This window comes from Phocaeicola faecicola (assembly GCF_013618865.1).
GTDB lineage: Bacteria > Bacteroidota > Bacteroidia > Bacteroidales > Bacteroidaceae > Phocaeicola > Phocaeicola faecicola.
Genome location: NZ_JABSOE010000022.1, coordinates 25356 through 44032 on the forward strand (window position 1 = coordinate 25356; position 18677 = coordinate 44032).

At 49.0% G+C, this 18677-nt stretch carries 17 protein-coding genes; 9 read left to right on the forward strand and 8 right to left on the reverse strand.

Annotation, left to right across the window (positions count from 1 at the left end):
* Both H3001_RS07835 and H3001_RS07840 read left to right on the forward strand, forming a co-directional pair.
* Complete coding sequence (locus H3001_RS07835) at positions 1-393, forward strand: hypothetical protein (protein WP_181214620.1); 393 nt, start codon at positions 1-3, stop codon at positions 391-393.
* Positions 394-406: 13 nt separating this feature from the next.
* On the forward strand, positions 407-1063 hold the full coding sequence (locus H3001_RS07840; RefSeq protein ID WP_246368523.1) for a DUF1847 domain-containing protein: 657 nt from the start codon (positions 407-409) through the stop codon (positions 1061-1063).
* 179 nt (positions 1064-1242) lie between these two features.
* Here the strand turns inward: H3001_RS07840 and H3001_RS07845 are convergent, their stop codons facing one another.
* Positions 1243-2712 carry a S41 family peptidase gene (locus H3001_RS07845; RefSeq protein ID WP_181214621.1) on the reverse strand — a complete coding sequence of 490 codons (1470 nt, stop codon included), beginning with the start codon at positions 2710-2712 and terminating at the stop codon, positions 1243-1245.
* A 105-nt stretch (positions 2713-2817) separates the two neighbouring features.
* Complete coding sequence (locus H3001_RS07850) at positions 2818-4194, reverse strand: MATE family efflux transporter (RefSeq protein ID WP_181214622.1); 1377 nt, start codon at positions 4192-4194, stop codon at positions 2818-2820.
* 172 nt (positions 4195-4366) lie between these two features.
* Between H3001_RS07850 and miaA the strand changes: the two genes are divergently transcribed.
* The 4 genes from miaA (at position 4367) to serS (ending at position 8553) form a co-directional block, all read left to right on the forward strand.
* Positions 4367-5293 (forward strand): tRNA (adenosine(37)-N6)-dimethylallyltransferase MiaA, encoded by a 927-nt coding sequence (miaA, locus tag H3001_RS07855; protein ID WP_178244194.1) that lies wholly within the window; start codon positions 4367-4369, stop codon positions 5291-5293.
* Between the two features lie 84 nt (positions 5294-5377).
* A complete protein-coding gene (locus H3001_RS07860; protein ID WP_178244195.1) occupies positions 5378-6310 on the forward strand; it encodes a diacylglycerol/lipid kinase family protein in 933 nt (310 codons plus the stop codon).
* Between the two features lie 35 nt (positions 6311-6345).
* Positions 6346-7155, forward strand: coding sequence for a 3-deoxy-8-phosphooctulonate synthase (kdsA, locus tag H3001_RS07865; protein WP_181214623.1), 810 nt, complete (start codon positions 6346-6348; stop codon positions 7153-7155).
* 123 nt (positions 7156-7278) lie between these two features.
* Positions 7279-8553, forward strand: a complete 1275-nt coding sequence (serS, locus tag H3001_RS07870; protein WP_181214624.1) for a serine--tRNA ligase — start codon at positions 7279-7281, stop codon at positions 8551-8553.
* A 104-nt stretch (positions 8554-8657) separates the two neighbouring features.
* Here the strand turns inward: serS and uvrB are convergent, their stop codons facing one another.
* Positions 8658-10682, reverse strand: coding sequence for an excinuclease ABC subunit UvrB (gene uvrB / locus H3001_RS07875; protein ID WP_181214625.1), 2025 nt, complete (start codon positions 10680-10682; stop codon positions 8658-8660).
* A 171-nt stretch (positions 10683-10853) separates the two neighbouring features.
* Between uvrB and H3001_RS07880 the strand changes: the two genes are divergently transcribed.
* The 3 genes from H3001_RS07880 to H3001_RS07890 all read left to right on the forward strand — a co-directional run bounded on the left by H3001_RS07880 (position 10854) and on the right by H3001_RS07890 (position 12616).
* Positions 10854-11687 carry an outer membrane protein assembly factor BamD gene (locus H3001_RS07880; protein WP_181214626.1) on the forward strand — a complete coding sequence of 278 codons (834 nt, stop codon included), beginning with the start codon at positions 10854-10856 and terminating at the stop codon, positions 11685-11687.
* Between the two features lie 30 nt (positions 11688-11717).
* Positions 11718-12053 carry a DNA-directed RNA polymerase subunit omega gene (locus tag H3001_RS07885; protein ID WP_178244200.1) on the forward strand — a complete coding sequence of 112 codons (336 nt, stop codon included), beginning with the start codon at positions 11718-11720 and terminating at the stop codon, positions 12051-12053.
* A gap of 113 nt (positions 12054-12166) precedes the next feature.
* Positions 12167-12616 (forward strand): DUF4293 domain-containing protein, encoded by a 450-nt coding sequence (locus tag H3001_RS07890; RefSeq protein ID WP_178244201.1) that lies wholly within the window; start codon positions 12167-12169, stop codon positions 12614-12616.
* Between the two features lie 75 nt (positions 12617-12691).
* On the opposite strand, the gene H3001_RS07895 is transcribed toward H3001_RS07890, so the two are convergent.
* From H3001_RS07895 to prmA, 5 genes are all read right to left on the reverse strand, one after another.
* Complete coding sequence (locus H3001_RS07895) at positions 12692-13564, reverse strand: hypothetical protein (protein ID WP_178244202.1); 873 nt, start codon at positions 13562-13564, stop codon at positions 12692-12694.
* Positions 13565-13785: 221 nt separating this feature from the next.
* Positions 13786-15420 carry a B12-binding domain-containing radical SAM protein gene (locus tag H3001_RS07900; RefSeq protein ID WP_178244203.1) on the reverse strand — a complete coding sequence of 545 codons (1635 nt, stop codon included), beginning with the start codon at positions 15418-15420 and terminating at the stop codon, positions 13786-13788.
* Between the two features lie 149 nt (positions 15421-15569).
* A complete protein-coding gene (locus tag H3001_RS07905) occupies positions 15570-16508 on the reverse strand; it encodes a ribose-phosphate pyrophosphokinase (protein ID WP_178244204.1) in 939 nt (312 codons plus the stop codon).
* An 84-nt stretch (positions 16509-16592) separates the two neighbouring features.
* On the reverse strand, positions 16593-17201 hold the full coding sequence (locus H3001_RS07910; protein ID WP_178244205.1) for a thiamine phosphate synthase: 609 nt from the start codon (positions 17199-17201) through the stop codon (positions 16593-16595).
* A 290-nt stretch (positions 17202-17491) separates the two neighbouring features.
* Positions 17492-18337 carry a 50S ribosomal protein L11 methyltransferase gene (prmA, locus tag H3001_RS07915; RefSeq protein ID WP_178244206.1) on the reverse strand — a complete coding sequence of 282 codons (846 nt, stop codon included), beginning with the start codon at positions 18335-18337 and terminating at the stop codon, positions 17492-17494.
* Positions 18338-18677 lie beyond the last annotated feature (340 nt).

Below are 18677 nucleotides of genomic sequence, written 5' to 3' on the forward strand. Positions count from 1 at the left end.
ATGATGAAATTAGCAAGTCATAGAATATATGATGCAAGATTGTCCCGTCTTTATTCCTTCCAGGTATTGGAAAGGAGGAAGGACGGGACCTTCCGTATATATCCTTTCCGGGAGGAGATATCCGGGACGGAATGGTTGCCGGGGATGTTGATTCTCGCTCCGTTTGCCGTGACCCGTGTGCCGGGAGAGGGGTTCCGGGATTTTCTGACTCGCCTGAAGGTTGCGGCCGGGGAGGAGGCTGCCGGTCCGGTGGAAGAGGAACCTGCCATGAATGCAGGAAATGGGGAAGAAGGATGGCAGGCAGGAAAGGAAACCCGGGTATATTGGATTACGCCTTTTAATGTGACAGACATGGAGTTTCTTCCGGATTCACAGATCCGTGAACTCCGTTGAAACGAAAAATGATATGGAAGATATGGAAAGTGAAAAACAAAGGGAGGTGCAGCATTCTTGTACGGATTGCGGCACTCAGAACTGTAAGTTCCAGAACCGGACTTACCCGGATTTCTGCTTGACGACGCATTTGCAGGAGGAAGACGCGCAGTGGGCTCTGGAGCGTTACGGGGAGGACAGGAATCATGAGATTATGGTGGCAAGTGCTGAAGTGGAGTACGAAGGGTATTGCCAGTGGACGCGGGTACAGGAGATTATGGAATTTGCCCGGAAGATCGGGGCCCGGAAAATCGGTATTGCCAATTGTATCGGACTGATCCGTGAAGCGCGTATGTTTGCCCGTATTCTCCGTGCCAACGGTTTTGAACCGTATGCGGTGATCTGCAAGGTATCCGGTACCCCTAAATCATCGGTCGGCATTCCTAAGGAGTGTGAGCGTATCGGGGCGGCTATGTGTAACCCGATTCTGCAGGCCCGGCTGTTGAACCGGGAGCATACGGACTTGAATGTGGTCATCGGTCTCTGTGTGGGACACGACAGTCTGTTTTACCGGTATTCGGAGGCGTATGTGACTACCCTGGTGACCAAGGACCGTGTGACGGGTAATAATCCGGCAGCTTCTCTTTATACTGCGGAATCTTATTATAAGAAAAAATATCATCTGGACTGAAATCAGTGTGCGGTGCATGTACTGCGATAGTCTGATTGGATGGATATTGTTGAAGTAAGGGAATAGAAAGCCCCCTTCCATGCGTTGCCCGATGAGGGTGGCAATGAATGGAAGGGGGCTTTTTTTATGAGGATGTTATTCCGGAGCAATTCCGGAACAGACAGTGTGCTTTCTACCGCTTACAGGACGGGAGGAAGGAGGATGCGTTTTCCGAAATTGGCTTTTTGCGGAGTCGGCAGTTCTTCCATTATCGTCTTTCCGCTGCGGCTTGCAGGAGCATCCGGATATTTCTTGCCTGCACGTGTCAGGGCGACTTTCAGCATGGCTTCGTTTTCATCTCCCAACTGATAGGGCTGCATGGGATCGTCTTCTGCCTTGACGTTCGGCACCATTCCGTCGGGCATGCACGGAGTCTGGTCGGCTGCGTTTTTGTAGACACTTACCATTACGTACATTCCCCACTCCTGGATGGCGGGCGGCACTTTATCGTAGGCGTCTTTGGCCGAAAGCATCCATCCGGTGCAGTACTTGCCATGCGATTGTTCACCGATGAGTTCCACATCCATGTAAGGCATAAGACCTCCCAGAAGGGCTTCTGAAGCCGATGCGGAATTCTTGGTAATGATTCCGTAAATTTTCTTCAGGCCGATGTTCGCGTCTTTGGTACTGATGTTCAGTCCTTCCTGCGGGTAGCTGTACTCTGTCTGGAAGCGGGTGATGTTGTCTTTTCCATGCTGCTTGAAATAGGCGGTCATCTCTTCGTTGAAGTCTTCTTTCTCAAAGATTTCGTGGCTGCTGACTGCGGCTTGCGGGGCGTACATGGACCCCATGGCGTTTTCTGTGATGACGTATCCTCCACCGTTGTAACGGAGGTCCAGGATGAGTTCCTGCACGCCTTCCGACTTGAATTTCTTGCTGATTTCCACCAGTTCGGGGATGGATTTCAGGTCGAAACTGCTGTATGCCAGGTAGCCTACCTTCTTTCCGTTGAACTCGAAGGTGCAATGATGAAGGACGGGGTTCTCGTACATTTTTACGGCCGTAAGCTGGACCGGCTTGCTTTTCGGCTTGAGCGATTTCGTACTTGGGTCGATGGTGGCCAGGGAGAGTGTGATGGATGCGGAGTTGAACAGTTCCTGATAGTTGTCGGTACTCAGTTCTTTTCCGTTGATCTGGTAGATGAGGTCACCTCTCTTCAGTCCGGCCTTTGCTGCAGGGCTGTCCTTGTAGACGAAGGCAACGGGAGCAATGCACTGGTTGCTGCTGTCACTTACCCGGTAGACGACTGGCTGGTAGCCGAAGGTGGTGGATACTCCTCCCACGTTTTCGGTAAACTGCTTCATGTCGTCGGTCAGCATGGTCCATTTGTCAATCAGGGTGTTTTCTTTGTGATACCGGATTTCCGATACGGTCTTTATCGGATCCGTATTGGTGTTCGGGTCCAGTCGTGCAAGGTCACCCGCCACTTCTTTGTTCCAGTAATAATAGTTCTGCAGGATTTCACCGGCAAACAGGTTGGCGTAATACATCTCATCGGTTGTGCTTCTTTCAGTTTGTGGTGCAGGAGGATCCTGGTCTGAACAACCGGAGAAAAGGCTGCCTGCCAATACCAGACAGGCCAGCTTCCATGTGAAGTTGATCTTTTTCATAATGATAAATAGTTAGTTAAGTGTTACGCTGCAAATATATGAATTCTTATGTAAAATCCATGCAAATGAATGCATATTTTTTGCATATAACGAAAAATTATATCATTATGACAACTGTTGGCAGCAGTTTATTTGATTTTTTTTCAGGATTTTGGGAAACTGCCAGACAAAAATGAGGGTGCAGCAGATGGCCGCCGTGGCGTCGGAGATTCCTTCTGCGGCATATATTCCCGTAACTTCCATGAAATGTGGCAGGATGAGCGCCAGGGGAACCAGCAGAATGACCTTTCGCAGCAGGGCGATGAATACGGATACTTTGGCTTGTCCCAGGGCGACAAACATGTTCTGACAGGCACGCTGGAGACCGAAGATGGTCATTCCTCCCAAAAATATGGGCATCGCACGACTGACGGTTTCAATGAGTTGAGGGTCGCTGGTAAAGATGGAGGCAACCAGGGACGGGAACAGAATCATGAAGGTGACCAGCAGGAAGTTGAAGAGGAACATGACGGTAAGTACAATCTTGAAGCATTCCTTGACGCGAGAGACACTGCCGTGTCCGTAGTTGTAGCTGACAACGGGGACAAAGCCTTGGGCAAAACCGGTGAGGGGAACACTGACGATGAGCATGGCGCTTTGCATGATGGCCAGGGCACTGACGTGGATGTCTCCGAATGTCTTCAGGCTGCTGTTGAGGACGAAGCCTACCAGGCTTTCTGTGCTGGCCATGATGAAGGGAGAGATGCCCAGTGCCAGTACGGAGAGAATGATTCCTTTATGGGGTTTCATGTATTTGCGTTCCAGGGGCAGTGAGGCACGTGGTGAGGTGAGAAAGCGGAGCACCCAGATGGCACTGCAGGCTTGTGACAGGATGGTTGCCAGTGCGGCGCCTTTTACTCCCATGCCGAAAGTGAAGATGAACAGCGGGTCGAGCAGGATGTTCAGTATGGCACCGATGAGTACCGAATACATGGCAATGGCTGGTCGGCCCTGGGTGTTGATGAAGGGGTTCAGTCCGACGGACAACTCTACGAACAGGGTACCTGCCAGGTAAATGGAGAGGTAGTCGGTGGCATATCCGATGGTACGCTCGGAGGCACCGATGGCATACAGGATCGGCTCCATGAACGTATAGACGGTCAGTGAGGTCAGAAGGGTGAAGCAGACCAGCATGAGGAAGCCGTTGCCCAATATCTCACCGGCCCGGCGGCGGTTGTCCTGCCCGAGTGCGATGGCTGCCAGTGGGGCACCTCCTCCGCCTACGATGGCCGAGAAAGACGAGATCAGGATGATGACCGAACCGGTGACTCCGATACCGGCGAGGGCATCGGTTCCGATGTCTGGAATGTGACCGATGTAGATGCGGTCTACCAGGTTGTAAAGCAGGTTTACCAGTTGTGCCATGACGGCGGGCAGTGCCATCCGGAATACCAGCGGTAGCATCCGGTCGGTACCTAATCGGGCTTCGTAGGAATTGTTCATCGTTTGTTGCTGTTTTAAAAGGTCGTGCAAAGGTAATCATTTATCGGTATTGTCGGTCGGTTCTGCAGGGAGTGTTTTATCCCGGACAAATAAAAACAGGTATAGTTTATAGGGATGTGTCTAAAAAAACATATCTTTGTAAACAGAACTTATGGATGAGTGAAGACGTAAAATGATGAACTATGAACTGATTACGATACTGGGTCCTACGGCTTCAGGAAAGACGCCGCTGGCTGCAGCCCTTGCGGCTCGTCTGCAGACGGAGATTATCAGTGGTGACAGCCGGCAGATTTACCGTCGCATGGACTTGGGTACCGGTAAGGACTTGGCCGATTATACGGTGGGCGGTTATCGGGTGCCTTATCACCTGATTGACATCGCCGAACCGGGATATAAATATAATGTGTTTGAATTTCAGCGGGATTTTCTGGAGGCTTTCCGGCAGATACGTGAGAAGGGCAAACTTCCCATCCTTTGCGGGGGAACCGGCATGTATCTGGAGTCGGTGCTCAAAGGGTATCGGCTGATGCCGGTGCCGGAGAATCCGGAACTGAGGGCAGAACTGGAGGAGAAGAGCCTGCCGGAACTGACCGAAATGCTGAAACAATATAAGAAACTGCATAATTCGACCGATGTGGATACGGTGAAGCGGGCCATCCGTGCCATCGAGATTGAGGAGTATTATCTCCAGCATCCGGTGGCCGAACGGGAGTTCCCCGAAATCCATAGTCTGGTCATCGGAGTGGATATCAACAGGGAGCTTCGCCGGGAAAAGATTTCCAGACGACTGAAGCAGCGCCTGGAGGAAGGTATGGTGGAGGAGGTGCGTGCCTTGCTGGCAGAGGGTATCGCTCCCGAAGACCTGATTTACTACGGTCTGGAATACAAATACCTGACGCTGTATGTGACCGGTGAACTGACCTTCGATGAGATGTACCGTCAGCTGGAGATTGCGATTCATCAGTTTGCGAAGCGCCAGATGACCTGGTTCCGCGGAATGGAACGCCGCGGTATTCCGATTCACTGGATTGAAGCGGCTGCACCGGTGGATGAAAAGGTGGAGCAGATCCTGAGCCTGCTGAATGCGGAGGAGAAATGAGAGAGTATAGGTGCTTGCGAAGGCATGCGGTATTTGCCGGAGGTCCTCGGAGCCTGATAATAATAATTCAAAAATAACTGGAGTATGGCAGTAGAACCAACCCGTTGGGGAGTGATTTATAATCCGAAAGCCGGAAGCCGGAAGGCGCAGAAGCGCTGGAAGGAGATACGTGACTATATGGAGGAACGTAAGGTCCAGTTCGATTATGTCCAGTCGGAGGGATTCGGATCCATAGAGCGTCTGGCAAGGACAATGGCGAATAACGGCTATCGTACGATTGTGGTGGTAGGCGGTGATGGCGCGATCAATGAAGCGGTGAACGGCATCATGCATTCGGAAGTGGAGGATAAGCGGGACATTGCATTGGGGATTATTCCTAATGGAATCGGAAACGATTTTGCCCGGTACTGGGGACTGGATTCGGATGACTACAAAGGGGCGGTGGATGTGCTGATCAATCGCAGGCTGCGTAGAATTGATGTGGGAAACTTCTGTTATACGGAGGAGAACCGTACGATTTGCCGGCACTTTGTCAATGCGGTTTACATTGGACTGGGGGCGAGGATTGTGCGGATTACCGACGGTACGCGCCGTTTCTGGGGAATTCCGCTGCTGTCGTATCTTTCCTCCTTGATTCTGGTGGCCTTTGAGCGGAAGCTGCACCGGATGCACCTGAAGGTGAACGATGAACACATCCGGGGAAACCTGATTGCGGTGGCCATCGGCAGTTGCCGGGGTTATGGACTGACTCCCAGTGCGGTGCCTTATAACGGGTGGCTGGATGTGTCATTGATCTACCGGCCGGAATTGAAACAGTTGATTTCGGGTCTGTGGATGCTGCAGCAGGGAAGGTTGCTGAACCATAAGATTGTGAAGCCTTACCGGACGCGTAAGGTGAAGATCATGCGTGCGCAGAATGCGGAAATCAGCCTCGACGGACGTATATGGGGCGACAAGCATTTCCCGATAGAGGTGACCATCGACCTGGAAGCATTGACGCTGATCATTCCTAATTGAAAATACAAATTTGAATATACAGATAATAAACAGTTATGATACAAACAATTGCGGATTTAACGAAAACAGATAATTTTTTCCTGCTGGCCGGCCCTTGTGTCATTGAGGGCGAAGACATGGCGCTGCGGATTGCGGAACGAATCGTGAAAATTACCGACCGGCTGAATATTCCTTATGTATTCAAGGGGTCATACCGTAAGGCCAACCGTTCTCGTCTGGATTCCTTTACCGGAATCGGAGATGAGAAGGCACTGAAGGTGCTTGCGAAGGTGCGCCGGGAGTTCGATGTGCCGGTGGTGACTGATATTCATGCGGCTTATGAGGCGGCAATGGCTGCTCAGTATGTGGATGTGCTGCAGATTCCTGCTTTTCTCTGCCGTCAGACCGACTTGCTGGTTGCTGCTGCCCGTACCGGAAAAATCGTGAACATTAAGAAAGGACAGTTCTTGTCTCCGGGGGCCATGCGTTTTGCGGCGGACAAGGTGGTGGAAGCCGGTAATGACCAGGTGATGCTTACCGAACGGGGAACTACCTTCGGATATCAGGACCTGATTGTGGACTATCGGGGAATCCCTGAAATGCGCAGTTTCGGACATCCGGTGATTCTGGACGTGACTCATTCGCTGCAGCAGCCCAACCAGACATCCGGAGTGACCGGAGGCATGCCGCAACTGATTGAGACGGTTGCCAAGGCGGGAGTGGCTGTCGGTGTGGACGGACTCTTCCTGGAAACCCATGAAGATCCTTCGGTAGCGAAAAGTGACGGGGCAAACATGCTGAAACTGGATTTGCTGGAAGACCTCCTCGTAAAACTGGTGCGCATCCGTCAGAGTATAATCGGCTGAACGGAGCAGGAGCATAGAATCTGAGAAAGACCATCAGATTCTTTGGATATTCTTTTTGTTTGTGTGGATAAAAGAATATCTTTGCACACCGAAATAAATAAAGGGATACAAAAATAACAAGATATGCTTACTATAAAACAAATTACAGAAAATACCGAAAAGGTTATCAGTGGATTGGAAAAGAAGCACTTCGCCAATGCTAAGGAAGCCATTGCACAGGTGCTCGAGTTGAACGACAAACGTCGTAACGCACAGAATCAGTTGGATAAGAACCTGGCTGAAATCAATGCTACTTCGAAGACCATCGGTATGCTGATGAAGGAAGGCAAGAAGGAAGAGGCAGAGGCTGCCAAGGCTCGCGTGGCTGAAATCAAGGAAGTGAGCAAGACTTTGCAGGCCGAAATGGACCAGGCTGCCGAAGACATGCAGAACGTACTCTATACCATTCCTAACGTACCTTATGATGAAGTACCGGAAGGCAGCTGTGCCGAAGACAATCTGGTAGTGAAGATGGGAGGTATGGAAACCGAACTGCCGAAGGATGCGCTTCCACATTGGGAATTGGCAAAAAAATACGATTTGATAGATTTCGACCTGGGTGTGAAGATCACAGGTGCCGGTTTCCCGGTATATAAAGGCAAGGGTGCCCGTCTGCAGCGTGCACTGATTAATTTCTTCCTGGACGAAGCACGTGCTGCGGGTTACGAAGAAATCATGCCTCCTACAGTGGTGAATGCCGCTTCCGGATACGGTACAGGTCAGTTGCCTGACAAGGAAGGTCAGATGTATCACTGCAATCTGGATGATTTGTATCTGATTCCTACTGCTGAAGTTCCTGTAACTAACATCTACCGTGATGTGATTCTGGATGAAAAGCAGTTGCCGATCAAGAATTGTGCCTATACACAGTGCTTCCGTCGTGAAGCCGGTTCTTACGGTAAGGATGTGCGCGGTCTGAACCGTCTGCATGAATTCTCTAAAGTGGAACTGGTACGTATCGACAAACCGGAACATTCCAAACAGTCTCACCAGGAAATGCTGGATCACGTAGAAGGCTTGTTGCAGAAACTGGAATTGCCTTACCGCATCCTGCGTCTGTGTGGAGGTGATATGAGTTTCACTGCCGCTATCTGCTATGACTTCGAAGTATATTCTGAAGCACAGAAGCTCTGGTTGGAAGTAAGTTCTGTATCTAACTTCGATACTTACCAGGCTAACCGTCTGAAATGCCGCTACCGTAACGCAGACAAGAAGACTGAACTGTGTCACACACTGAACGGTTCGGCTTTGGCTCTTCCGAGAATCGTAGCTGCATTGCTGGAAAACAACCAGACTCCGGAAGGTATCCGTATTCCGAAGGCATTGGTTCCGTATTGCGGATTCGATATCATTGACTGATAGTAAATTACTCTTAGATGATAAAAATCAGGGCCTGCCACTGTGGCAGGCCCTGTCTGTATAGAAATCACAGTCGCCCACGCGGGCCACTGTGATTTTTTTTCTTATGCTTTGGTCTTCAGCAAGTCTTCCAGACGCAGCAACTCATCGCGGTATTGTGCCGCTTCGATGAATTCCAGTTTCTTGGCAGCTTCCTGCATCAGCTTCCGGGTACGCTCGATGCTCTTCTGCAACTGCTCCTTGCTCATGTAGCTGATAACCGGATCGGCAGCCACCACGGTCGGTTCCGTATATGCCTGGTAAGCCTTTGCATCGGTCTTTTCCGCAGGTCCGGTTTCCGTAGCCAGCAGGCTGTTCCGGTTTTTCTTGACCTGTCGGGGCGTAATGCCATGCTGCAGGTTGTAATTCATCTGCTTCTCCCTTCGGCGGTTGGTCTCGTCAATGGTCTGCTGCATGCTGTCGGTAATCTTGTCTGCATACATGATTACCTTTCCATTTACGTTTCGTGCCGCTCGTCCTGCAGTCTGTGTCAGTGAACGGTGCGAACGGAGGAAGCCTTCCTTGTCCGCATCCAGGATGGCCACGAGGGAAACCTCCGGCAAATCCAGTCCTTCACGCAGCAGGTTGACCCCAACCAATACGTTAAAGACGCCTTCGCGCAGTTCCTCCATGATCTTGACACGCTCCAGAGTCTCTACGTCACTGTGAATGTACGTGGTACGGATGTTGTGCCGCAGCAGGTACTCCGTCAGTTCTTCGGCCATACGCTTGGTAAGTGTAGTAACCAGCGTACGTTCTTCCGCTTCGATGCGCTGCTGGATTTCCTCCATCAAGTCGTCAATCTGGTTGAGGCTGGGACGTACTTCAATCACCGGATCCAGCAGACCGGTCGGACGGATTACCTGTTCCACAATGACTCCTTCACTCTGAATCAGTTCGTAGTCGGCCGGTGTCGCACTGACATAGATGACCTGCTTGGCCAGTTCCTCAAACTCCTCGAACTTGAGCGGACGGTTGTCCATGGCTGCCGGCAGACGGAACCCGTATTCCACCAGATTCTCCTTTCGGGCACGGTCGCCTCCGTACATGGCACGGATCTGCGGTACACTGACATGACTTTCATCGATGACAATCAGGAAATCCTCCGGGAAGAAATCCAGCAGACTGTAGGGGCGTGTACCCGCTTCTCTGCCGTCGAAATACCGGGAATAGTTCTCGATACCCGAACAATGTCCCAGTTCGCGCAGCATCTCCATATCGTAAGTCACCCGTTCGTACAGTCGCTTGGCCTCATACGGCTTACCGATTTCCTCAAAATGAGCCACCTGCTTGGTCAGGTCATCCTCAATCTGATGAATCGCCCGGAGCGTACTCTCCTTGGTTGTCATGAACAGGTTGGCCGGGTAAATCTTGTACTCTTCAAAACTGCCTACCCGGGTGCCCGATACCGGATCGATTTCCTCGATGGCATCGATTTCATCGTCCCAGAACATGACACGCAGGATGTGGTCCGTATAGGCCAGGTAAATGTCAACCGTATCTCCCTTCACCCGGAAGTTTCCCCGGTTCAGTTCGATGTCATTTCTCACGTACAGACTGTCGACCAGGTGCCGCAGGAACACATTTCGGTCCAGCAGTTTCCCTTTCTTGATGTCAATTACGTTGTTGTAAAAATCTGCGGGATTTCCCATACCGTAGATGCATGAAACCGAAGACACCACAATGACGTCTTTTCTTCCTGAGAGCAGGGCAGAAGTCGCGGCCAGACGCAGCTTGTCTATCTCGTCATTGATGGAAAGGTCCTTTTCGATATACGTATCAGTCGACGGAAGATAGGCTTCCGGCTGATAATAATCGTAGTAGGAAACATAATACTCGACTGCATTATTGGGAAAGAAATTCTTGAATTCACTGTACAACTGTGCGGCCAGGGTTTTGTTATGGCTCAGGATCAGCGTCGGCTTGTTGACATTCTTGATGACATTGGCAATGGTGAAAGTCTTTCCGGAACCGGTTACCCCCAGCAATGTCTGTGCCGGCGCTCCCGAGAGCACGCCCTGGGTGAGCTGTGCAATCGCTTCCGGCTGGTCGCCCGTCGGCTGGTAGTCTGAGATAAGTTCAAATTTCATAAAATCGGTTGCATGGTTGGTTTTGTTCCGGTAAAATTACACAATATTTTCATGGCGCCGCCTCCCGTGAAACGCTATTTTAAAGGAGTAAGTGATTTTTAAATTAAAAAGTGTTCACTTATTGCATTATTCATTGGAAAAGAGTAATTTTGCGCAACTATATCGATTAATATGAAAAGAACTATCATTATAGCGCTTTTCTCTGCCGGAATATTATCTTCATGCGGAGAATACAATAAGGTGCTGAAAAGTACAGACTACGAATATAAATACGAGGCTGCCAAAGGATATTTTGCCAAAGGTCAGAGCAACAAGGCCGCTGTCATTCTGGAGGAACTGATACCGATTATGAAGGGTACTTCCAATGCAGAGGAATCACTGTATATGCTGGCCATGACTTATTATAATCAGGGGGATTATGTGACTGCTTCGCATTATTTCAATACTTATTATACCACTTATCCGAGAGGTGTATATACCGAACTGGCCCGTTTCCACAGCGGAAAGGCCCTGTATCTGGATACTCCGGAACCGAGACTGGACCAGAGCAGTACGTTCAAGGCCATCCAGGAACTTCAGATGTTCATGGAATATTTCCCGGGAAGCAACCGGAGAGACCTGGCTCAGGAGATGATTTTCACCCTGCAGGACAAGCTGGTAGAAAAGGAATACCTGTCGGCCAAACTGTATTACGATCTGGGTTCGTACACCGGAAACAGTTCTTACAGCAGTACCGGAAACAATTACCAGGCAGCAGTGATTACGGCTCAGAATGTATTGAGGGAGTACCCTTATACCAAGATGCGTGAGGAACTGTCTATCCTGATTCTCCGTGCCAAGTACGACATGGCCAAGGAAAGTGTGGCTGAGAAGAAAGAGGAACGTATGCGGGAAGCCATCGATGAATATTATGCATTCAAGAATGAGTTCCCTGACAGCAAGTATACCAAAGAGGTGGAAGCCATCTTTAAGGCTGCCAACCGCTTCGTGAACGATGAATATTAATCATAACTGTTTATAATTAAATAATAAATTATGGATTACAAAAAAACAAATGCTCCTACCAACACTGTTACCCGTAACTTGATGGAAATGTGTGAGGATACTGGCAATATTTATGAAACCGTAGCCATTATCGGTAAAAGAGCCAACCAGATTGCGGTTGAAATGAAGAACGATCTGTCAAAGAAACTGCAGGAGTTTGCTTCTTACAACGACAACTTGGAAGAAGTGTTTGAGAACAGAGAACAGATTGAAATCTCACGTTATTATGAAAAGTTGCCGAAACCTACTCTGATTGCTGCGCAGGAATATATCGAGGGTAAGGTTTACCACAGAAATCCTGCCAAGGAAAAAGAAAAATTGCAGTAATTGTCAATATAGGGAAGAACGCAAAATCGCCAGCATGCAAATGACGGGATTCCGGGAATGTTTTGCATCACGCGCTTTTGTGTTCTTTTCATTTAAAAACAGAGGAATTTATTATGATACAACGAATTCAGACGGTTTATTTGCTGATTGTCGCTATTCTGATGGTGCTGATGATGTCTTTCCCTATCGGATTTTTTTATACGGAAGCGGCTGTAGCCGAGATGTCTAACCTTTCAGTGGCATTGCCTGACGGTGCTTTGGATTATACTCCCTGGGCATTGTTTGTACTGCTGATGCTGGTGGCTGTGCTGTCTCTGGCAACCATCTTCCTGTACAAGAAGCGGATGCTGCAGATTCGCCTGACATTGTTCAGCTCGATTGTACTGATCGGATATTACGCTACTCTGGCTTTCTTTGTATACAGCACACTGAAGGGATACGGAAGCTTCACTTATTCGTGGACCGTTTCCTTGCCGGTAGTATCTATCATCCTGAACTGGCTGGCTATCCGTGCCATCGGAAAGGATGAGATGCTGGTCAAAGCTTACGAGCGTTTGCGATAAGAAGAATCTTATACCCGGTATATGAAGCCGGCGGAAGTGACAGGAGGGAATCCCCCGACACTTCCGCCGGTTTTTTTATGCGAGATTTTTACCGAACCGGTAATACCCGAGCCACCAGTTGCCTGCCGTAAGCAGCCCCAGCATTCCGCTTGCTACTCCCAATATTACCTGTGGGGTGAGGCCCTCCGGTCTGTTTGACGGACCGAGGAAACGAAGGTCAACTGCAGACAAGGCGATTCCGAGCACCACTAAAATCCCCAGCAGAGATCCCGCTGTCTTAAAGAAAGCCCTTTTATGGAAAAAGGTGCCTCCCAAGATAAACAGCGAATGCACCCACACATATCCCATTGCGACGGTAAACAAGTACAACGCATGCGGGTAACCCTCCGGATCCGTTACCGGTTGCTGATGCTGGTCGATGAACATTCTCAACAGATTGGGCAGACAGTACTGCTTGATTTCTGTGGGTGTATCTAGCAAGTAGGCTACCGTTATCCGTGTGACTTCTGCCAGTGGCAGGCAGATAGCGAAGGCTACCGGTACGCTGAGTACCACGTACAAGGCACGGCTTACAAATTTTTCACCCAGCGTTGCAGGAAGCCTCTGATAGGCTATCTTTTTCTCCTGAGTATTCATGCTTTCTGCAATCAGCGAAGCCGAGTATCCGGACAGGATGAGCCACAGCAAACCGACAACGGCCAATATGCCCTGACAGTATTTCTGATAATGTGCTTCGGCTCCCAGTCCGGCAGGAGTGTCGGCGTGAGCCAGAGTGTCGAGAATGAAAAACAGGCACAAGGTGAGATAACACCCAAGCAGGCGGTATATATTTTTCCTTTTGTTTTCCATCAGGTCTTTCTGAAATACGGAGAGCATTCTCCGGAAACTGAAGTGGATGTAGTTGGTACGATTCATCATGTAATAATAAAAAGTAAAAATCTTAATCACAAAGTATTCCTTTATTTATGATTTAGGGACATTGTGCAACATCCCTTTGTCTATTCTGTTAGTTTTTTGCAAATATATTCATTTTTCTGAGCCGACAAAAAAAGCGGAATATTTTTTAAGAAATCAGGGATAGTCGGCAAAACAGAACTCCCCATCATACAGTGATGCTTTGCTGTACAATGGGGAGCCTTATCCTTTGTCGGAGAATATACTTCTATTTTTTAATTTTCTGCGCGGAATACCGGATGAGCATCCTGTGTCTCCGTATCAAAGCCAAACCAGTAGTTGGTTGCCTGTTCCTCCCTTCCCGGGAGCAGACAGAGCTTCATGGATTCCCGATACAGGCCGTAGATAACGTTCCACTGCTCGGGAGGAGTGACATGTTTCGTACGGATGCGCACAGCCGGCTGTTTCTTCAATGACATTCCAGCCTCAATCCACGCCAGTTCCGCCTCTGTTTCATACTCCGGATAGTGTGTCCGGCAGAATTCATACAATAGGATTCCCCTTTTCTCCAGTCCCATCGGTTGGTCGGCCACCCCTTTCTCTATCAGGTATGCCAGCATCCGGGGGAGAAAGTCACCCTGCTCCACAATCAGTTTCCGGGTAAGCGGCTGCCAGACCGGTGTATTGTAAAACGCATCCAGCAAACGCGAGAGCAGTCTTGCCGTCTGCAGTTCGTCGGGAGTAATCTCACGGGTTCGCAACACTTCATAAGGTGGGAAAGGAGCATATTGAATTCCCAGTTCACCGGCCCTTCTTCTCATCTCAGTTCCCGGCAGCAGTTTGAGGGATTCCAGCTGAATCTCTCCCGCACGGAACGAGGCAAGGGTACGGATGTCTTCGAATATCTCTTCCAAGTGATACAGCGGAAGTCCGGCTATCAGGTCCGCATGCGTCTCCATATTGTCCAGGGAACATAAAAAGCGCAAGCCTTCCAGCGCATCCGACAGTTTTCCCATCCGTCGGGCAGTAACCAGCACTTCCTCGCGCAGGCTCTGGATACCGGCTTCCAGGTGCAGGAGTCCGGCAGGCATGGCTTTCAGTTCCTGCTTCAGTTCTTCAGTAAGCAGCGCCGGATGCATTTCGAGGTGAAAGCAGATGTCAGGAAATTCCCTGAACAGGCCGAGCAGCGCCTTGGCATGCCGGTTGTTGTAGTTGAAGGTACGGTCGAGCACGCGGATGTTCCGTATGCCATGCTGATGGATCGTTGCTATCCGTTCCCTGATCTTCTCGATTGGGAGGGAGCGCACCGGTTTTTCCCCTCCACTGACACAGAATGCACAAGTATTGAAGCATCCCCGCGTTGTCTCAAGTTGCACGAAAGGCTTTCCCCAGTTGAAGAACGGACTCGTCTCCGGCGCAGCCAGCCGGTCGAATGCAATGACTCGGGCCAGTCCGTTGTCCTGATAAATACTCTCTTCCCCTTTCAGGTAACAGAGTCCGGTAATTCCTTCCCACATCTCTTTCCGGTTCCAGTATTTCAGCCAGAGAGGGAACATTTCTTCTCCTTCTCCACGGAATACACAGTCCACAAAGCGGTTGCGCCGCAGAAACTCCTCATTGTCTCCCAGAAACTCCGGTCCCCCCAGGATGATGCGGCAGTCGGGCAGCAGGGCCTTGGCCCGCGCAAGCACATGAAGCAGGACTTCATGATTGAAGAGCCAGCAGGTAGCCGCAATGATATCGGGTTGTTTACGGAAGATTTCGCCGGCAGTCATGCCGCTGTTTTCATTGATGGTAGCCGAAACGATGTCCCATTCATAGGAGGGTTCGTCGATCTGCGCATGTAAGGCAGGAAGGGCCAGGGAAGAATGTGCGTACGAACAGTTGAGGTCCAGCCAAAGTATTTTCATGTCTGTGATAGCAAGAAGAAAAAAGAAGGGTTCTACATAAAAAAGCATTTGTCAAAGCCGGTCCGCTGTCTCACCCGAAGGGAAAAGCAGCAAAACGACTTTGACAAATGAATGAATCTCCACATCCGGACGGGATGCGGTTATGCGTATTAAATCAGGTACTGTGAGCTGATAGATTCGTTTGTCATCACGCGGCGGATGGTTTCAGCAAACATGTCAGCGATAGACAACTGCTTAACCTTTGCGCAGCGGTTTGAATAAGGAATACTGTCAGTAAATACCATTTCTTCCAGCTGTGAGTTCTGAACGCGTTCTGAAGCAGGACCAGACATCACGCAGTGTGATGCGATGGCGCGTACTGAACGTGCTCCGGCTTCTTTCATGATATCAGCAGCCTTAGTGATTGTACCGGCTGTATCTACCATATCGTCAATCAGAATTACGTTTTTGTCTTTTACGTCACCGATAATCTGCATAGAAGCAACCACGTTTGCTTTTTCACGAGTCTTGTGGCAAAGTACCAGAGGAACATCCAGGAATTTAGCATAAGTGCTGGCACGCTTTGAACCACCTACGTCAGGAGTAGCGATTGCCAGGTTTTCCAGGTTCAGTGACTGGATATACGGAGCAAAGATAGTAGACGCATACAGGTGGTCAACCGGGATGTCAAAGAAGCCCTGGATCTGGTCTGCATGCAAGTCCATAGTAATCAGACGGTCGATTCCAGCAACGCTCAACAGGTTGGCAACCAGCTTAGCACCGATAGAAACACGCGGTTTATCCTTGCGGTCCTGACGTGCCCATCCGAAGTAAGGGATTACTGCGATGATGCTCTTTGCAGAAGCGCGCTTGGCAGCGTCAATCATCAGCAGAAGTTCCATCAGGTTGTCTGAGTTCGGGAAAGTAGACTGTACGAGGAATACGTGCTGTCCGCGGATAGACTCTTCGTATGACACTGCAAATTCGCCGTCAGCGAAGTGGGTGATGTTCATGTTACCCAGTGGGCATCCTAAACTGTTACAGATCTTTTCTGCGAGGTATCTCGAGTTTGTACCCGAAAATACTTTAAAAGGTGATGTTTCGCTCATTGTAAAAAAATGATAATATTGCCGTTAATTTAGAAAACAAATTTACTTTAATTCTTTAATCCTGACAAATGAAATACGGAATATTTAATCCGCCAGTTGCTTCAGCTTGCGGAAATGATCCAGCAGCTTCCGGTAATTCTGGTCGTAGGCCGGGTCAAACTTGTTCCACAGCCCTCCCATGATGGCGGCTCCCCCAAATCCGTAGTCTTTTACCGACAGGATGTTGTCTTCATCAATGCCTCCCAGAGCTACGACGTGCTTGTCGATGATTCCCTCTTTGGCCGCCTGTCTGATTTCTTCGGGGGTATATGCCGAATAATAATTCTGTTTGGATATACTGTCGAATACCGGACTCAGGAATACGTAGTCGTATTTGTCCTTGCAGTTCTTGACTTCCTGCAGTGAGTGGCACGAAGTACTCAGGTGTCCGGAATAATTGGGGGGAGCTACCGGATTCCGGTGGTTCAGATGAATCCCCTTTAATTTATATTCCTCCTTCAGATAAAAATGCCCATGTACCACGATATGCTTTCTGTATTTCTCGGGAATGAGAGTCAGAAGCCGCTCCGCATAGGTAGGAGTGGTGTTGGGCTTGCGCAAATGGAGGATGTCCAGCCCTTCCTCAAATAATTTGGTTATTATTTTATCTTCTTCCACGAAATACGTGGGGGTGGTAATCAATATCAGTTTCATGCTGAAAATGTATAATTGCGCGACAAAGTTAGTAACATGTTTGTAATATTCCTAGTGGAAGCCGTGATTTATTTTGTGGAAGGGGGCTTCAGACGGGTATTCCTGCCACTTGAGAGAGGAAGAGTAAAGGACAAAGAAAGAAAAAGAAGCGGGTGAAGAAAAGTGTTCCGACTTCCGGGGCGGGGTTGTATAACCTCCGGTGTAAAGTTGTCCGACCTCCGTATGCAGGTGTTATAACCCGCGTACGGAGGTCGGAGAATCTGTATGCTTGCAGCTAAGATACAACAGTGTTATTTCTTGATCAGTTTAACTGCGGCCCAGCGATTCTTTTCCCGGTAACCGACAAACTCCAGTCCCAGGTTTTCACCGCACTGACGGATGGCATCAATATCTTCTACGTAGAAGCCGCTCATATAGATTTCTGAACCGCTGTGCATGCAGTCTACGTAAGCATGCATGTCATTGAGCAGGATGTTCCGGTTGATGTTGGCAATGACGACATCAAACGGTTCGCGGCCCTTGAGCAGCGAAGCGTCTCCCAGCTCCACGGTAATGTTGTTCAGGTGATTCAGGGCGATGTTGTCGCGAGAATTGTTGACACACCAGTCGTCGATATCGATGGCGGTTACCCGGTCTGCACCCCGCATGCTGGCCAGGATAGCCAAAATGGAAGTACCGCATCCCATATCCAGTACCGATTTACCCTTCAGGTCGGCTTCCAGCAATGCCCCGAGTATCGAACTGGTGGTTTCGTGGTGTCCGGTACCGAAAGCCATCTGCGGATTGATTACGATATCGTACTCTGCTTTCGGATAATCCTTGTGGAAGGTACTGTGGATGACACAGCGTCCTTCGATGACGATGGGCTGGAAGAAATTCTTTTCCCATTCTTCGTTCCAGTTCTTGTCTTCCGGCTCGGTGATGGTATAAGTAATCTGGGTATCGGGCATCGGGAAGTCGGAAAGAATGGCCTTTAAGGCCGCTTCATCAAACAAACTCTGCTGCACATAGGCCTGCATGCCTCCTTCACATTCCACGAAACTTTCAAATCCGATTTCTGCCGTCAGTGCAGAGAGGACATCAGACGCTGTTTCGGAATAGGGGAGTATGGTAAAGGTTACTTCAAAATATTTCATAGGGTTATTTAAATTATGAGATAATACATTATTAATATATAGTAAATAGATCCCGATTGTCACACGGTATCTCGGATATATTCTCTATACATGGACAAATGTACTAAAAAACTTTGGAATCGGCAGAGGTAAAAAAAGAAAGAAAGGTAATTTTTATTTTCTCTCTAAAGTAGAAAAATAATTTTTTTTGAAAAAAAATACGTATTTCCGAAAACATTTTAGCGATTTCGTTGTTTTAATAGTAAAAGCATTTATTTAAGTTATGGCAGTTTAAGGTTGTTACTTTATATTATATAATAATACTATGTGTTTAATTTAATTTTTGGCTTGTTAATCTTTA

Excerpts from the sequence above, each read along its gene's own strand:
- H3001_RS07835 (WP_181214620.1), top strand. The coding sequence starts at position 1 with ATGATGAAATTAGCAAGTCATAGAATATATGATGCAAGATTGTCCCGT.
- H3001_RS07840 (WP_246368523.1), top strand. The coding sequence starts at position 407 with ATGGAAGATATGGAAAGTGAAAAACAAAGGGAGGTGCAGCATTCTTGT.
- H3001_RS07845 (WP_181214621.1), bottom strand. The coding sequence starts at position 2,712 with ATGAAAAAGATCAACTTCACATGGAAGCTGGCCTGTCTGGTATTGGCA.
- H3001_RS07850 (WP_181214622.1), bottom strand. The coding sequence starts at position 4,194 with ATGAACAATTCCTACGAAGCCCGATTAGGTACCGACCGGATGCTACCG.
- miaA (WP_178244194.1), top strand. The coding sequence starts at position 4,367 with ATGATGAACTATGAACTGATTACGATACTGGGTCCTACGGCTTCAGGA.
- H3001_RS07860 (WP_178244195.1), top strand. The coding sequence starts at position 5,378 with ATGGCAGTAGAACCAACCCGTTGGGGAGTGATTTATAATCCGAAAGCC.
- kdsA (WP_181214623.1), top strand. The coding sequence starts at position 6,346 with ATGATACAAACAATTGCGGATTTAACGAAAACAGATAATTTTTTCCTG.
- serS (WP_181214624.1), top strand. The coding sequence starts at position 7,279 with ATGCTTACTATAAAACAAATTACAGAAAATACCGAAAAGGTTATCAGT.
- uvrB (WP_181214625.1), bottom strand. The coding sequence starts at position 10,682 with ATGAAATTTGAACTTATCTCAGACTACCAGCCGACGGGCGACCAGCCG.
- H3001_RS07880 (WP_181214626.1), top strand. The coding sequence starts at position 10,854 with ATGAAAAGAACTATCATTATAGCGCTTTTCTCTGCCGGAATATTATCT.
- H3001_RS07885 (WP_178244200.1), top strand. The coding sequence starts at position 11,718 with ATGGATTACAAAAAAACAAATGCTCCTACCAACACTGTTACCCGTAAC.
- H3001_RS07890 (WP_178244201.1), top strand. The coding sequence starts at position 12,167 with ATGATACAACGAATTCAGACGGTTTATTTGCTGATTGTCGCTATTCTG.
- H3001_RS07900 (WP_178244203.1), bottom strand. The coding sequence starts at position 15,420 with ATGAAAATACTTTGGCTGGACCTCAACTGTTCGTACGCACATTCTTCC.
- H3001_RS07905 (WP_178244204.1), bottom strand. The coding sequence starts at position 16,508 with ATGAGCGAAACATCACCTTTTAAAGTATTTTCGGGTACAAACTCGAGA.
- H3001_RS07910 (WP_178244205.1), bottom strand. The coding sequence starts at position 17,201 with ATGAAACTGATATTGATTACCACCCCCACGTATTTCGTGGAAGAAGAT.
- prmA (WP_178244206.1), bottom strand. The coding sequence starts at position 18,337 with ATGAAATATTTTGAAGTAACCTTTACCATACTCCCCTATTCCGAAACA.